Source organism: Enterobacter oligotrophicus, assembly GCF_009176645.1.
Lineage (GTDB): Bacteria > Pseudomonadota > Gammaproteobacteria > Enterobacterales > Enterobacteriaceae > Enterobacter > Enterobacter oligotrophicus.
Genome location: NZ_AP019007.1, coordinates 3,672,592 through 3,688,057 on the forward strand (window position 1 = coordinate 3,672,592; position 15,466 = coordinate 3,688,057).

The window sequence follows — 15,466 nt, forward strand, 5'->3', positions numbered from 1 at the left end:
TAAATTTAGCGGAATTGTCCTGTTATTTCATTTACTGCAATCATTCATCTTTATGTAATAACAAAAAATAAAAGATATCACTATATGTTGATCAATTGTTAACAAAAAGGGGCAGGAAACGCACCTGCCACGTTCGTGTTTATTGGTTATCATGCAACCACATTGGGCGCGATATCGTCATCTGAAGCCTTTGTTCTCCTCCTGGAAAATTCTCTCATTACACAGCAGGATCTGCTGTGTTTCACGCTTTACGCTCCCCGTCAATTCAGATAAATCGCTTGTTTTTACATCATTATCTTACTCTTTACGGAAAGAGTTAAACCTTAACGCATGGGCGAAATCGCTGTTTTTACTGTTTTTGTCAGCATTTCACGTTGTTGAAGTGGATAAATTAGGAATAGTTTTAAATTCGATATTTTTGTTAAAAATAAACATTAAATTAACATTTATAGTAAGTAATTTCCTAAAGGTCTTTAGGAATTAAGGGGTTAGTGGGCGCGTTAAAATGTGAAGTCTGAGAGGTTATTGAGAAGATGGAGCAGTTCCTGGCGGTTGTTCAGCCCAAGTTTCGTCAAAATGCAGCTGAGACGATAAATGATGCGGTTGTAGGGTCGGTTATGCAAAAGCGCGATATGCCGTAACGAGTAGCCGCGCGACAGCGCCTGCAAAATAGGCCACTCCTCACGTGAAAACCACTCTTTACTCACGCCTGGGTGAGGCCGGGTCTCCAGCAGGCTTTGCTGCATTGCCGGTGCCGGAAGCTGACGCTCCAGAACATGGAAAGGCCCCGCTGCTTTGCAAAAAAGCCGTGCGTCGTAATCATCCGCCCTGATTAACAGGTGAGGCATGAGAAAGGGAGGATAGAGGCTTTGCCTTCTCAATCGATCCAGCAGATCGATTAATGTTGACGTGCGGCTGTCGATATCCACGACAAGCCGTGCTGACGGCCAGTGGCTTAGTGCGGCGAGCGCCGTTTCCAGCGTAGGGTAGTCGCAGCAGTTATTGAGGGGAAACTGGCCGTTGAGAAACCCTGTGCGCAGGAAATTATCCTGGGTGACCAGGATAATGAACGGGGCATCGGTTTTGCGAGTCTGGTTGACCGACTGGCTCAAAAATTCGAGTCGATCGAAAAAGGGGGGAACAAAAGGGGAGTGCGTAAATCCCAGTGAATCACTTCCTGTCCGACGCCGCCTGTAACGGCGTACTGTCATTCGCATAGCTTCCCTCTCGGCGATGACCGTTTATTCCTCCGGCCATGTCCAGGATGGCCAGTAATATCCCTGACCGAATCCCGCGCCTGCCTGCAGAGCACATGCTTGATCCCTGTCTGTTTCAATACCTTCGATAAGCACGTTCGCCGCGATTTGCGAGCACAGCGTGACCAGTTGCGAAAGCGCAGGACTGGTTCGTAAACGCCAGAACGCAAACTTATCGATTTTTACCCCACACAGCGGCAAGCGAAAGGATAAAAACGCGTGCACTAACGCTTCATCAACATCATCCAGCCAGATACGGTGTCCCTGTAGGGTCAACTGCTGTAAGCGCAGAACGACACATTCACGCTGTCTGGCAGACAGCGAAAAAAATAATCCCGGCTCGACAATCTCAATATTTAGCGGCGGACTTTTCAGCTGGTACAGACGCTTAAAAGTTTCCGGCACGGTTAATACGGTTATCGGCAGATTGATGAAAAGATTGTTACAGGGGACGTCGTTTTTTAGCATGGCAAGCTGAGTCTCAAGCAGCATAACCGCCTGCATCGTCGATTGATGGCGAAAAAAGCATTCGCTTTGCTGATGTGGAGACAGCACGCTGAGCACTTCAGCCCCCACGGTGCGGGAAGAGGAGAGGGCGACGACAGGCTCAAGTTTGATGCCGGTGATGTCCTGTGAGATATGTTGCAAGCGAGAGGGGGAATACGTCAGGTTGTGCGCTGTCACTCCGTTGTCCTGTTCTCTGCCAGCCTCCGGGCGGCCGGGATACCGCGTAACAGTGTGACGGGGCAGTGAGCAAGATAATAGCGGGCGTTACTTAAAAGCGACTAAGGTTTTTCTCAGTGATAAAATGCGCAGAGAACACGCACAAATGTTGAAAAAACAGCCGTATTTACAACTGGCTAACCGTTATCAGAAGAGAAGGCGGAAAAGGCATTGACTCACCTGTCATTGACCGTATAATTCCTCGCGTTTCACCACCGCGAAGTTCACTCTTCTCCGTGCGCCCTTAGCTCAGTTGGATAGAGCAACGGCCTTCTAAGCCGTAGGTCGTAGGTTCGAATCCTACAGGGCGTGCCATTATGAATCATGAACTTACGCCTCTTTCGCTTCCTCCTCATTTCCGGTGTGGGACATATTTGGGACATCAAACCCAAAAATTGAGTCAATTTGCTTCGCATGCTCAGTTAAATGGTTAGGGGCTAAGTGAGCATATTGACGTACCATTTCTATGCTTTCCCAGCCGCCCATTTCCCGCAGTATAGATAATGGAACTCCGGACTGAATTACTCGTTGATGATCAGCGAAGAGGCAACGTCCTGATTGTCCAGAATCGATGACCAGGCGCGTACCGCATTGCGGATCTTTTCGTGGTCTGGCACCGCCTGAGATTGAGCGCGGTTTATCATCGCTCCCGGAATGAATCCGGTATTGTATTGATACTTAAGTGAATGCATTGCTTTCCCTGTCGCGGTTAGGGCCGCCGGTCACGATGCAGCCGTTGAGCGCCGAAGGGATACCTTCATCAGGTAAAGATATGAATGGAGTGCTTTATTCAACTACTGTCCAGCAGCAATAGCAAAATATTGGTATGACATATCCATTCAGCCAGGAATTCTCTGAAGCAGTGAGCGGATACCCTAGAGGAGCCATTGTTCCAAACAACTATTTCAGGCCTGACAAATTCCAGCATTACGCTCCCATCTCTCCAGGCAGCCAAGGACCGCATTATTTTAACTGGAAGTCTTACCAGGAATATAAACCTCACATTTCCTATGGATAAGATTATGGACATCTAGAATAATTGCCCTGGTAATTTCTCTGTCACATACAAAATGGCTTCTGGGACTGGGGGCCAAATAGTGTCGGGTCTGACATCAAGAATATTTTGTGATGGCGTTAACATCTCAGATGAAACCATCAATGCCAAGAACGATATGGTAGGTGTCGCCCTGCCTTTTGCGATGAACATAGCTTCTACAGGATGGCTGATTTGCAATGGTCAGGAAGTAAGCAGAGCCGCATATGCCAGATTATTCTCGCGAATTGGAACGCTTTATGGATCTGGTGATGGGTCGACAACGTTCGAGTTCCAGATATGCGTAGTGAATTTGTCAGAGGGTTTGATTCTGAGAGAGGTGTAGATGTCGGAAGGTTGTTTGGTTCGTATCAAAGTTATGCAATGGAGAGAATAACCGCATCGTTTATTACACGATCATCGATATCAGCAGTCGGTGCTGCTGCGCAAAATATTGTTGGTGTTTCTGGTGCTATGACAACCCAACCACTTTTGGCTGGAGATTACATCCTAACGCAAACACCCCGTTCTATCTCAACTCTATTTCAGAGTTAGTTGATGTTAGGTGTGGCATGGGTGTTTATAGATGGAATATCGACCCAAGGGGCATGGTGAAGGAGCACAGTTATGCTACCGAGATGCGCTACGATGACCTAACGAAGCCGGCATTTTACTCGGATATAAAAATTCCCTCGGCTCTGGGTGGGTATGGAAGACAATTTGCGACATTACTTTTTAACGGAGAGAGTGCAGCTCGGACTACTGTAGCAGCAATAAGCTATAAAGATTTTACTTCTGATGTTGAATTGAAGAAGGTTGGGAGATATGTGTTTAACCAGCGAGTATATTACCAATATGAATGTCGGAATCAGGAAGCCATCTGGAAACATCGGCAATGAAATACATAACATTTCTACACAAAATATCAATTATATAACATGGGCAACATTTATCGTTTAATCACCGCAAATGAATAGCGGAAATGACACATACATGAAGTATAATTTCTCCGGGTGTATGATAGCTGCCACAAGATTTGATGTAAAAAATATTTTTGGTTCAGGATTCGATATTGTATATAGACAATGTCTCTTTCAGTATAATGAAGGATATGCAATAAGGATGAGATGCCATAATTCTGAAACTCAACATTATGGCTCTGTAATTATTGACAATCGCTGGTTCGAGGAAAATGGTAAAATTGGCGATGCGATTATTATTGATGGAATAACAGAATAGCCAGTGGACATGTATTTTCAGAATATCAGAAATGTTAAAATCGTTGACGCTGCGTTTTCTAGTATAAGACTGGTAAACTCATCAGTATCCATGAACTATTTGGCGTTCAGTGATGTTCGCGGATCTGATTATTATCTTTCTGAGATTGATTCAAATAGTTGTATCTATAGTGAAAATGAACGAGCGCAATTAGGAAGGCCTTTGCAGGGATTGATTATCAATTCAATTCCCGCATATTAGTGGAAGTAATGGCTTGCGTGATAGGTTTCTTACAACGCATCGTAGAACTAAAACAAACCTCAGTCTCGCTTCCTCATGTGGCTATGGATGCAGTTTTGACCAATCAGCAAGCATGAACTCAGCAACAGGTTCTTTGTACCCCAGCACCCAAGCGCAGTATGCACTTCTTGGCACCTACGTTTCTGGATGGATTATTCCTGCAGGGACAACGGTAGTTATAACAAATCCGGCGAATATCATGATGGTTGTTGGTCGATATTATGCCTGGTCTGTTGATGTATGCTGGATAGTTGCCGGGGATGCCACAGTGCAATTAGTGCAGTCTGGAGGAGTCACTCTCTCATAACCGCTGGTAAGAAATACATCTACAGAAAACGGATACAGAACATTTTCTGGACTTGGCTGGTATAGTGCCGCATAAGAGGATAATCGCTGTGCATTGAGGATTAATGGAGGAACAGTATCAACTGTTTTACAAACCAGCATGTTTCAATTTCAAATGTTCGATTCTCTTTCTGAGGCTATCAACTGGTTTAACTCCGGCATATGTCTGGGTAAAAACTCTACTATATGATTCATGCCCCATGAAGGGGCTATTATTTCTAAAAATTCGACATGATGAAACCAACAATCCCGCCAACAAGGCAGCCCACCGCAATTTCAGGTAGGCTATGCCCAACCCTCTCACGCAGACCAGATTGATTTATCTTGTTGATGGCCTTCGCGTGCTTCTCCACCTGCTTGCGTAGACTTTTCGCATCAAGCAATACGATGTACGCCAGAGTCACAGCAACACCAAATGCCGGATTATCAATCCCATTTCTAAACCCAATCAGCGAAACCATACTGAATACGATCGCCGAGTGGTTACTTGGCATTCCGCCATAACCTATCAATGAAAAGGCCAGCTTGCCTTCTCTGATGCTGTTCACCAGAAACTTAGTAACGCCAGTAACAAACCATGCAACGAAAGGCGTTGCCAGATACACAAAGCTCATCATTTTCCCTTAAGGCATAAGCACATAAACACAGGTACTAATCCACGCCAGAATTGTAAGTATTAGCGGGTAATCTGAAAGAAGAGAGTCTGTGGGAGACTCACCGCCATCAAGTGAATCAACGTTATACCAGTAGCGGAAGAGACCGAAAAGAACCAATGGAATTGTGATTGTCATTTCCGGTTTCTCTGAGATCACATACAGGCTATAGAAAACCAGAGCGCCAGTTGCGGACATTTCAGAGTACCGAGACACAAGCTGAACGGAGTATTTACCAAGGACATTCCTGGACTCCTTTCCACTCTTTAAAAGCTCCTGTCGGCGCTTGATGGATGCAAGGTAAAGAGCCAGACACAGTGTTGTGATGAACATCCACTGAGAAAGGCTGACACCTATAGCCATAGCTCCAGCCATAGTCCTTAGCACAAAGCCTATAGCAATGCAGAATATATCTACTACCGGTATGTGTTTCAACTTATATGAGTAGGCAACGTTAAGACCGATATAGCCAATGACGACTACGGCTACATTGCTGTACACGGCCAAAGCCAAAGCCAGGACTGTATACAGAATAGCAAGCAAAGCCCATGCCTGAGCATTAGAAACGGCACCTGATGCAATAGGGCGCTTCATTCTCTTCTTCGGATGAGCCCTGTCTTTCTCAACGTCATTGATATCGTTTAAGACGTAAACAGCGGAGGATGCAGCGCAAAATATCAACATTGCAATAACGGAATGAAGAATCGAATCGGCATTCATGAACTGGCTTGAAAATAGCAATGGAGCCATAACAAACAAGTTTTTTACCCACTGCTTTGGTCTGAGCAATTTAATCAGCCCGGCAGGCAAAGAGTTCCTTTCAGATACTGTATATTCAGTCATGTGTTTTTAAGTAAATGGTAATGAAGTTGCCCGGATGATAGCATGTCTGCAAAATCATGTCTTTATCGGTGGGTAAATGGGGATTATCTATATTATAATCAGCGGCTTATGTAGCGCATTGGCTGGGGCTATGTTAAAACTAGGGGCGCACAGAAAGCCATATGTAAGCCTGTTTGATTTTTGGCCGCATGCATCTGCAGTGGGATTTTATTTTGTGGGTTTTGTATTCTATTTTCTCGCACTATCAAGAATGAGCCTTACCATTGCATATCCGATCATGGTTTCCAGCGCCATTCTGTTTGTGATGTTTATGGGAACGATATGGTTTGCTGAGCCAATTACAACAACGAAAATTGTTGGTGCGGCAATAATTATCCTCGGTGTATTTGTTGTTAATATGGCATGAGGTGTTTTGTGCAAAAGGAACTTCAAAACAAGTGGGCATTAAGTAGTTTTTATATCCTCCTGTTTTTCATAATTGTAAGTCTAGCATCTATAGCAAAACAGCTATTAATGCATTACCAAGTTATTGGAGGGGGTAACTCTGTTTTCATTCTCTCCTTGGTCATTGCTGCGGCCATCACTTTTGTTTCAGCCAGAAAGGCTAACGCATGGATTTTGCTGCCACTTTTGATGATCGGGATTTCTCTGCTTCAAGCCTCTATATATCCAGATCATAGTTGGGATGGGTTGGCGTATCATCAGAAGGCAGCATGGTACCTCATGCATAGTGGAAACCTTCTGTTTGATGGTGATGCTGGAAACTTCTGGATTGCGCTATATCCAAAATCAACGTGGTACTTTGCTGGTGAGGCAGGATTGCAGTTTGGTAGCCTTGCTTACGGCAGCGCCTATCAGCTTATGATCGGATTTTCTGCGTATGCATACACAATCTATTTCTTCGGAAAGAACGGATACTCATTAGTTGCAGGCCATATCTTCGCGGTATTGAGTTTGCTTAGTCCAATATTCATAGCGCAGTCTTTCAGTTATTACGTTGACGCCACGATGGGATTTCTGGCACTCCTGATGATGCTGTCATCACTCGAATATGGAAATACGAGGCACTGGTTTGATGCTGCTGTATTGATCATGGCATCCATCATAATCGTTAATATAAAGTTCTCTGGCTTCCTTTACGTTGGAGTTTGCTTCTTAATTCTGGGCCTGAGAAGCCTTCCCAGAGTGAAGGAAACAGTAACGGTCTGTGTAATTTTTATAGCTTTCCTCATTGCTGGCGTGGGTGTGATTGGCGCTAACCCATACGTTAAGAACTTAGTCTCAGGAAAGCATATATTTTATCCATTGTTTGGGGAGAGTAAGAAAGACATCATCACTTTTGCACAGCCTCCTTCTTTTCATGACATGAATCGTTTTGAAAAGCTGGCAGTGGCTACGTTCTCTCAGAGTGAGAACATAAACGAGGCATCCAAAAGGGATCCTCAACTAAAAGTGCCTGGAATTATAAGTGCTAACGAGTTAAGCCAATTATCCTTTGAAGATTTGCGAATTGCAGGATTTGGTCCGCTTTATTCTTTTGCACTTATATTAGCTTTTGGATTCATCATCTACCGCAGAGGTATAGATCGGAACTGTCTTATACTTCTTGGAATGATTGGACTGAGTACCATTCTTAACCCAGAGGCATGGTGGGCGAGATATGCACCGCACCTGTATACGATACTTCTTCTTCCACTAATAAGCATCAAAAAAGATGAAGATGGGTTGGGGAAAGTATTCATAGGAGCAATCATTGGTGTCGTTATCGTGAACGCACTGATGATGGCAAAGGCAAGATATGAAACATCAAGCTCATTTAATGCTGGTCTCAACTGGATTTCAGGGAGTTGCAAGGACAAGACACTGCACCTCTCACCATTCAATACCTTCCTTATAGAGCCAATGGCTCAGAGAGGTGGTGAGAAATACTTCATCGACGATAAACCATCAGGCGATGCAAAAGACTACAGGCGTAAATTTTACTACTGGTGTGAATGAGTTAGAGACCCGCTCCGGCGGGTCTTCTTATTTCATTAGTTGAGCTATCAGCTCGCAACCTTATGCGGTGCGAGTAGAGGTGCCAAGACGGCTTACTGAAATATCGAATTGTGGTGCATTGAGTTTAATGGTACACCTATAGCACCTGCTATTTGTTCTTACGAACGCCGATACTATCGCTTAATTCTACTGAACAGATCTTTTACTACCTTCCAGTCCATTTGTGACCATATTTATATTCCGATTAAGTCGATAATTTTTGTGTCTTGAACTGAGCAGAGAAAATTAAAAAGTAAAGATAAAAGGCATACCATAACAATGAACCCTACTAAGGAAGTGATTATTTTTAACATGGCATCAACCATCAACACACGCAAACAAACCAGCCAATTGATACACTTATGGCGAACAGATCAAGATGATGTGAATGATGTCATTGTAAGAGAATGATTTATGTGGTAAAAACATAAAAATCACCAAAATCTTTCGGAAATTTTTAATGCGCAACAATGTTGTAGACTACTACCGCGCTTTAGCTGTAACGTTGGTCACTGTATACCATATTCAGATGGGGCTTGGGAAAGATACCTTTGATTTAAATTACGGATTTAACCTATTCGCCCCATTGGGTAATGGTTGGATTGGTGTGGGTATATTTTTCATTCTCTCTGGTTACTGCATGGGGATGTCAACGGCGCGCGATCTTACCAATGGTGTCACTATTTTTAAATCACTTCGGTATTTAATGAAACGCTTCCTTCGTATCGCGCCTGCATATTATTTCTCGATGCTGGTCTGGTTCGTTTTTATTAATTATTTTTCCATTATAAAAAAACCAACAGATCTCATTGATATAATTACCCATTCCATATTCATTCATAATCTGATACCAGAAACCATTTACACCATTAATGGTGTCTACTGGTCCATTGGCGTAGAAATGCAATTCTATGTCTTACTCCCGGTAATTATTGCTCTGGCCACAACGCTAAGCAAGCGAGTTATATTGCTAGCGCTCTGCGTTGTCACAACCATAGCAACTTACTACTCAGACCTGAGCCATGCTTATAAAATTGGGTTAGCTAATTATCTTACACTCTTCGTGTTGGGATGGATGTTTTATGAATACAGGCATCAGATTCATTACTTCTTAAAAAAAAATAATCTTGGGCTGGCGTGTCTTTTAATCGCTGTAACTATGATGTTTTACAAGGGGAACAGTTACAGTAACTCAGAAAAAATTTTTGAACTTATAGTTTCTGTTTTCTTTGGATTAAGCATGATCAATTTCGCGGTTGATGGGAAGTTCGCAAAAACGTCATACATAAATGAGTTAGTAGCCTTAGTCGGAAGAGCATCATTCAGCATATATTTGTATAACTATATATTCTATGCTGTTAAGCCAGTACAATATAATTTGATTGCGGGTCTTGTACTACTAATCACAGTAATTGCGTTCGGTATACTCATGTACCAGATTGTGGAAGTACAAACGGAAAAAATCAGGAAAAGAATTTTCTCCCGAAAAGCTCAAAATGATCACGTGGGACAAGTTGCTTGAATCCAAAAGAAACCCCACTAAGGTGGGGGTTCTTTATCAAAGACATCTAACTTTATCCCGAATTTTGTTTATTCTTTTTTCAAATGCATGTGCAATAAAACAAGCGAAAAATGTAGTGATTGTTCCTGCTATCAATAGCACGAAACTCCGCGCTTCAATATCTGTAATTTTGAAAATAATATAACCAATAGGCAAGTGAAGAAGGTAAAATGGATAAGAATAATCACCCAATAATCTTGAAGTATTGCTTTGCTTCATATTAAATAATTTATAAACTATTATTGCGCTAGATAGTATGTTTATATAGAAGAATAAGGCTGACATTATTTTCAGTTGCGTTGTTGAAGGACCATTTAAGAACCAGATAAAAGTAAAAGCGTAACATATCATAAGAGCAGCAACCGAAGAAACAAAGGCCTTGTTTGAACTGGCCCAGTTCAATAAATAGGTTCGGAAGTAGCATCCAACAGAAAACCCGAGGGAACCAGCTATTATTGTGCCGTAACGATCATCCCACCCTAAGAGCGATTTCTGAGAAATGATTAATACTGTAAGATGATAGCCTATAGATACTGTCAGCCAAAGTGAGATAAATTTCTTTCCCATCTTTACAGCGAATGGAATAAAAGCGTAAAAAAATAACTCAACGAATAAAGTCCACGATGGCGGTATAGTCCTTTCTTTTACATCAAAATCCATTCCGATTAATGTTGAGTTCATCAACCAACTTTTTATGGTTGAGGGTAGAGATAAATTTGAGTCGAAAGCCTTGATGTTATCAACACCTAAAATATATAGCGATGCAATGGTAAAAATGAAAACCAAGAGATACATCGGGTAGATTCTAAGGATTCTATTAATCGCATATTTATAAACACCTATTGGTGATGTGCCATATTTGCCCATGACTATTTCAGTCATTAAATAGCCACTAAGAATGTAAAATGAAAAAACAGCATATCTGCCGATTCCACCAATAATCCATAGATGATTTGCACATACTAATAATGCAAGGAGAAACCTGAAATATCCCACGTCGCATCCTTTTATTTAACTTTATTAATTGTGTTAATAACTCTTGTTTTCAACCAGTCATTCCATTCAATGTGTAACCAAACGACAATAATGATAGTGTTAGCTAATATAGTTAACTGATTTTTATCCCAACCCGTTATCAGCGCTACAATGGTGAGAGTTCCGAGTATTCTGATTAGTATTTTTTTAAAAGTCATGGTTAACCACACATAGGAGACATTACACCATCATACCCAAACATGGAGGAATATGTTACTGAAAAGTTGTATGTGGCCACTGTTGCCATAACTCGAAATTTAAAGGTAGTAAGCTCTAAGATCCTTGCCTAATCTTCAGACTTAAAAAAACTGTGTGCATATACAGTCAGTGATTCAGTGAGGATATCATTAATGCCTCGTCAGTCAGACATACACGCTGCCTTTGTTGCGGCTATACAACTAAACTCCAGGGGCTATCGCTACCTGAGCACTGACAGCTTCATTGAGAAGTTGCGGGAGTTCAATTGGCACTTTACCCGGTCCAATGCAAACTCATGGACAGAGCACTATCGGCCAGATTTCATTGATAAGACGCGACAATCACTAATGGATCTTGCGCAACATGGGGACGGTTCACTGATGGGCTTTTCTTCACCTGCTGCTGACTTCCAGGAACAACGCATATCACTCGATCAGCGACTTATTCAAAAATCAGCCGCCACGTACTTTATGCTCGCTGTGGAGACTATTTACCGCTGCGGCATTATGAAAGATGCTCTTCTTGTCGTTGATGCGCCACTTACGTCATGCTACGACTCGCTGCTTATCTGCGAATCGGAAGGTGCATTCAATGTAAAACGGTACAGAACTCAGACTAGATCGCATCTGGAAAATGTGTCCAGGAATGAAAAAGGAAAGTTTGCCTGGGAAGGATTATGGAGAGGCTAGACCGATATTTGGGATGAGCACATACATCACCAACGATGCGTGCACGGGCGAGTTTGATGACTGCTCGGTGTTGTGAGGGAAAACGGCATAGTTATGCTCAGTAGATGGCTGTGCATTATCTGTGTCACAGATGTGTCATGCATGGATGCACCATAACGCAGTGGATAATCATGTGACGACACGTAATGACACAAGTCCGGCGCGAGCGCGGAAAAAACGATGCTAATACAGTCCGTTAAATACTGCTCTACGTTCTTCTAAGCCGTAAGCCGTAAGCCGTAAGCCGTAGGTCGTAGGTTCGAATCCTACAGGGCGCCATCTTTATATTTTCTAACGTCCCGCAAAGCCTGCTAAATCCAGCTAATACATGCTTTTCAACTGAGGGCATGTCTCTGGCGGCGGAAGAGGAAAGGTGAATCAGGCCCGCTACAGCACAATGCGGGCTTCAGTTGCTAGAATTCTCGCGATAAGGTCAGATACCCGTTGAACCGTACCGAGCATTCATTATCATTTGTAAAAGCTGACGAAATGAATTCATCAAGTTTGCCGTTTTTATCCGTAAACGTGTATTTTGCTGTTACAGTCAGTACATGGTTGTCGTGATAAATACGGTAGTAATCGCGCTCTGAAAGTCTTATATCAGCTGGTTTTTTTAAGTCAGCCTTACTGTCAGCAATCGCAAGTTTTCGGGCAAATACATCAGATACTGGCGCAATACTCAGCACTTCAACGGCGGTCTTATCGTGCTGGATTGTGGTCAGGTCAATACCCAGATCATTCTTTATGCTGGTAAGGAGCATCCCTTCGACATAATGCTCAGGTGCTGCACACTCGCTATCCGGAACTGCTGCTATTACACATACTGGCATGAAGATAATAGCCAGTGCATATGTGCGGATCATCGAACAACCTCCAGCAATGCACCTGTATCCTTACTTACAAGCAGGCGGGTCGAATGACTCATAATGATACAACCTTCTGAGGCAAATCCGGTAATACCAACACGCTTATCACCGTGCATTCGGAAGGTATGCATATCGCGTGCGTAGGTATTTCCACTAATATGTTTCAGGGTAATAGTCAGCGGCCCTTTGCTGGTGCCAGAGCTGCCAATTTTCCATGTTCCGCGCGGGATTGGCCCCATACCTCGCACGTGCTCGCGGTCAGGGTTATTTTTATTGGTAAGAACGCCGGAGTAACCTGTTTCAACGAGTTTTCCATTTTTGAACAGTTCACCGGTGCTTTGTTTATAAAGCCATTTAGCCATTAGTGATCTCCTTATGCGGTTTTACGTTCTTTCCAGCTGTCAGCATGCTGAATATTACCATCGACATAATTCCAGGTGATTTTTTCGAAAGTATGTGCCTTGTGCTGGCGCGTTCCGGTAGCAGCGCCGGTCATGTCATCGGTGGGGATAAATACATCGTGCTGCATCCCCACCAGTTCAATGCTTCCCTCTCGTCCAGTAATATCAACTCCTCCTTTCAGTAGCTTTTCGTCTTCCTCGTAAAGCCATAGATAAACGGGTATTGCCATCCTGGTAACTCCTTGTTACTCCCTGAAATTTAATTAACCATACCGCGCAATAAGTTTTGTAAGTGTAATATTTTATTGGCATGGATTAACCATGATTCGCGTCATTGATAAACAGGCATGATTCATTCATAAACCGAAAAGTCTCTGCGAAATACATCCCCTGTTTTCCCGGTCACCTTTCTGACCAGTTCGGCAATCTCAACGGGTCGGCAGAAGTAGTACCCTTGCAAAAAATCACACTTTTTTAAGCGCAGGTAGTCAGCCTGAGCCTGTGTTTCGACACCTTCTGCAATGATCCTGAGATGCATTTTTTTCGCCAGTTCGATAAGGCTATCCACCAGGCGGGTATCGCCACTACCGTCGATCTGGCGGATAAACAGTTTGTCTATTTTAATGAACTCTGGCTCCAGCGCGTGAATGTATGACAGGTTCGAATATCCCGTGCCGAAGTCATCGAGCGCAATCGCGATGCCGGAATTTCGTAACGTCGCAAACCACTCGCTCAGTTGAGGAGTGAAATGCAGCGGGTGCCTTTCGGTGATTTCTATAACGAGCCGCACGTGGCTTGCGGAGAGCCTGTGTAAAAGCTCAACGGAATCGGTTTTAAAACGAAGATCGAGGCAGTTATGGGGGCTAAGGTTAAGACAAATGTAGAGCCCGTCCGGCAAGAGATGACACCGGTGCTGTAGATCGGCAATGACCTGCTGAATAAGATGATGGGTTAGCGGAGCGATAAGATTATGTTCCTCCGCAAGAGGGATGAAAATATCAGGGGAGACGCAGCCATAGCGTGGATGTTTCCACCTGGCGAGCACTTCAATTCCGGCCATTTTGCCCGACTGACTGTCGAAAAAAGGCTGATAGACCGGCACGATCTGAAGCTGATGAATGGCCGCGCTCAATGTTTTTACCGGCGAGTGGCGAAAAAAACGGGCCAGCAGTGCGCGAAAGCGTGAGAGCCGCGCAGGGTTAGGTTTGTTAACGCTGTTCATTGTGAGCCTTTACCGTGCGGGCAACCGCAGAGCAGTGATCAGAATTTAACCCAGTCGCCGCGCTCTTTACCAGGTTAAAGCCGGTGTCGACATGCGAGACAGATCCGTTAATCCGGTTTTCGATCGCTTTCGCGGACCGGGCACTCCGCTGTGCAAGAGTACGTACGAACGCCTGCATGGGCGGCTTCAACGGCGGCATTCTGCGAAGCCGCTAATTAACGAGAAAAAAATGTTTACAGACTGGAAAGGAAAAAAGCCCTTCGCGTCACTGCTCAGGGCAAATACCTGGGCTGACATCAATCACTCAGGTTAATTTCTGCGCCGTTATTATTGCAAAGAGTGTGGAGCTCACTCATTTTGTAGTAAATAGGGGTGACATTCTGGTAATTTATTATGTAACCACGGCCTCTGACGTTTTTAATAAAATCCGCCGGTAATCCCAGCAACCTGATTTTATTGTTCAGATTATTCAGAACTTGCCATAATCGCTGTGTCGATGGGCTGAGGTTATTCTCCTCCCAGATTTTTTCAAATAACTCTTCCTTAGAGACAGGATTTTCCCTGCCATGCTTCAGAAGATAAAGGAATAGCTTCAGCATCGTTTCATTAAAATAGATCGAAACAAATGTGATGTTTTTATCGCTGCGACAACCTGTAAGGCGATAAATCCTGCGGTTAAGGATGTCGAAGTGAATACCATCACCGATCATAAATCCATATAGACGATAATCCATATCATTCCTGCTTGCGTATGATTAAATTAGTCTTATACCTCTGCATTTATGCCTTTCTATAACCCCTATTTTTTATATGGGAGATTATAAGGCCGCAAAGAGGGGTTTCCAATACACACCCCTATGCGCTATAGCGAAGGGGGAGCGTGATAATCATTTGTGGTGTTCTTTTTTTCATAAATGGTATTCTTGGAGTTAATGACTTAATTTATCTGTTTTGTAGTATTTTATGCTAAAAACATGTCTCTATCAAAATGCTCAAAATTTAATTTCAAATTTTTGCTAAAAATTGGCATTAAATGTTGGGCTGGTG

The 15,466-nt window shown here is 43.3% G+C and carries 14 protein-coding genes, 1 tRNA gene and 3 pseudogenes; 6 read left to right on the forward strand and 12 right to left on the reverse strand.

Annotation, left to right across the window (positions count from 1 at the left end):
* Positions 1 to 500: 500 nt before the first annotated feature.
* Both EoCCA6_RS17575 and EoCCA6_RS17580 read right to left on the reverse strand, forming a co-directional pair.
* Positions 501 to 1,217 (reverse strand): helix-turn-helix transcriptional regulator, encoded by a 717-nt coding sequence (locus EoCCA6_RS17575; protein WP_152083737.1) that lies wholly within the window; start codon positions 1,215 to 1,217, stop codon positions 501 to 503.
* Between the two features lie 24 nt (positions 1,218 to 1,241).
* Positions 1,242 to 1,940, reverse strand: coding sequence for an EAL domain-containing protein (locus EoCCA6_RS17580; protein ID WP_232623262.1), 699 nt, complete (start codon positions 1,938 to 1,940; stop codon positions 1,242 to 1,244).
* Between the two features lie 277 nt (positions 1,941 to 2,217).
* Between EoCCA6_RS17580 and EoCCA6_RS17585 the strand changes: the two genes are divergently transcribed.
* Positions 2,218 to 2,294, forward strand: a tRNA-Arg gene (locus EoCCA6_RS17585).
* 15 nt (positions 2,295 to 2,309) lie between these two features.
* Here EoCCA6_RS17585 and EoCCA6_RS17590 read toward each other — a convergent pair.
* Positions 2,310 to 2,504 (reverse strand): annotated as a pseudogene (locus EoCCA6_RS17590) (integrase); the annotation flags it as partial.
* Positions 2,504 to 2,671: pseudogene (locus EoCCA6_RS17595) on the reverse strand (regulator); the annotation flags it as partial. The pseudogenes EoCCA6_RS17595 and EoCCA6_RS17590, both read right to left, overlap by 1 nt.
* A 507-nt stretch (positions 2,672 to 3,178) precedes the next feature.
* On the opposite strand from EoCCA6_RS17595, the gene EoCCA6_RS21785 reads away from it, so the two are divergent.
* Positions 3,179 to 3,358 carry a phage tail protein gene (locus tag EoCCA6_RS21785; RefSeq protein ID WP_420841611.1) on the forward strand — a complete coding sequence of 60 codons (180 nt, stop codon included), beginning with the start codon at positions 3,179 to 3,181 and terminating at the stop codon, positions 3,356 to 3,358.
* A gap of 1,735 nt (positions 3,359 to 5,093) precedes the next feature.
* Here the strand turns inward: EoCCA6_RS21785 and EoCCA6_RS17605 are convergent.
* Together EoCCA6_RS17605 and EoCCA6_RS17610 are read right to left on the reverse strand one after the other, a co-directional pair.
* The gene (locus tag EoCCA6_RS17605) at positions 5,094 to 5,492 is read right to left on the reverse strand and encodes a divergent PAP2 family protein (protein WP_174779603.1); all 399 of its coding nucleotides are present in this window, start codon (positions 5,490 to 5,492) and stop codon (positions 5,094 to 5,096) included.
* Positions 5,493 to 5,498: 6 nt separating this feature from the next.
* Complete coding sequence (locus tag EoCCA6_RS17610; RefSeq protein ID WP_152083738.1) at positions 5,499 to 6,371, reverse strand: decaprenyl-phosphate phosphoribosyltransferase; 873 nt, start codon at positions 6,369 to 6,371, stop codon at positions 5,499 to 5,501.
* 76 nt (positions 6,372 to 6,447) lie between these two features.
* Between EoCCA6_RS17610 and EoCCA6_RS17615 the strand changes: the two genes are divergently transcribed.
* From EoCCA6_RS17615 to EoCCA6_RS17625, 3 genes are all read left to right on the forward strand, one after another.
* Entirely contained in the window at positions 6,448 to 6,777 is a 330-nt protein-coding gene (locus EoCCA6_RS17615; protein ID WP_152083739.1) for an EamA family transporter, read from the forward strand.
* An 8-nt stretch (positions 6,778 to 6,785) separates the two neighbouring features.
* A complete protein-coding gene (locus tag EoCCA6_RS17620; RefSeq protein WP_152083740.1) occupies positions 6,786 to 8,369 on the forward strand; it encodes a hypothetical protein in 1,584 nt (527 codons plus the stop codon).
* A gap of 499 nt (positions 8,370 to 8,868) precedes the next feature.
* Entirely contained in the window at positions 8,869 to 9,930 is a 1,062-nt protein-coding gene (locus EoCCA6_RS17625; protein ID WP_152083741.1) for an acyltransferase family protein, read from the forward strand.
* A 36-nt stretch (positions 9,931 to 9,966) separates the two neighbouring features.
* Here the strand turns inward: EoCCA6_RS17625 and EoCCA6_RS17630 are convergent, their stop codons facing one another.
* On the reverse strand, positions 9,967 to 10,965 hold the full coding sequence (locus tag EoCCA6_RS17630; RefSeq protein ID WP_167515548.1) for an acyltransferase family protein: 999 nt from the start codon (positions 10,963 to 10,965) through the stop codon (positions 9,967 to 9,969).
* Positions 10,966 to 11,582: 617 nt separating this feature from the next.
* On the opposite strand from EoCCA6_RS17630, the pseudogene EoCCA6_RS21825 reads away from it, so the two are divergent.
* Positions 11,583 to 11,967, forward strand: a pseudogene (locus EoCCA6_RS21825) (HumD family translesion DNA polymerase).
* Between the two features lie 376 nt (positions 11,968 to 12,343).
* Here EoCCA6_RS21825 and EoCCA6_RS17645 read toward each other — a convergent pair.
* From EoCCA6_RS17645 to EoCCA6_RS17665, 5 genes are all read right to left on the reverse strand, one after another.
* Complete coding sequence (locus EoCCA6_RS17645) at positions 12,344 to 12,793, reverse strand: Shiga toxin A subunit (protein WP_232623263.1); 450 nt, start codon at positions 12,791 to 12,793, stop codon at positions 12,344 to 12,346.
* Entirely contained in the window at positions 12,790 to 13,158 is a 369-nt protein-coding gene (locus EoCCA6_RS17650; RefSeq protein WP_152083743.1) for a tlde1 domain-containing protein, read from the reverse strand. The genes EoCCA6_RS17645 and EoCCA6_RS17650 overlap by 4 nt, the downstream gene beginning before the upstream one ends.
* Before the next feature lie 11 nt (positions 13,159 to 13,169).
* Positions 13,170 to 13,427, reverse strand: coding sequence for an Hcp family type VI secretion system effector (locus EoCCA6_RS17655; RefSeq protein WP_152083744.1), 258 nt, complete (start codon positions 13,425 to 13,427; stop codon positions 13,170 to 13,172).
* Positions 13,428 to 13,549: 122 nt separating this feature from the next.
* Complete coding sequence (locus EoCCA6_RS17660) at positions 13,550 to 14,419, reverse strand: EAL domain-containing protein (protein ID WP_152083745.1); 870 nt, start codon at positions 14,417 to 14,419, stop codon at positions 13,550 to 13,552.
* Between the two features lie 296 nt (positions 14,420 to 14,715).
* The gene (locus EoCCA6_RS17665) at positions 14,716 to 15,153 is read right to left on the reverse strand and encodes a winged helix-turn-helix domain-containing protein (protein WP_152083746.1); all 438 of its coding nucleotides are present in this window, start codon (positions 15,151 to 15,153) and stop codon (positions 14,716 to 14,718) included.
* Positions 15,154 to 15,466: the final 313 nt, after the last annotated feature.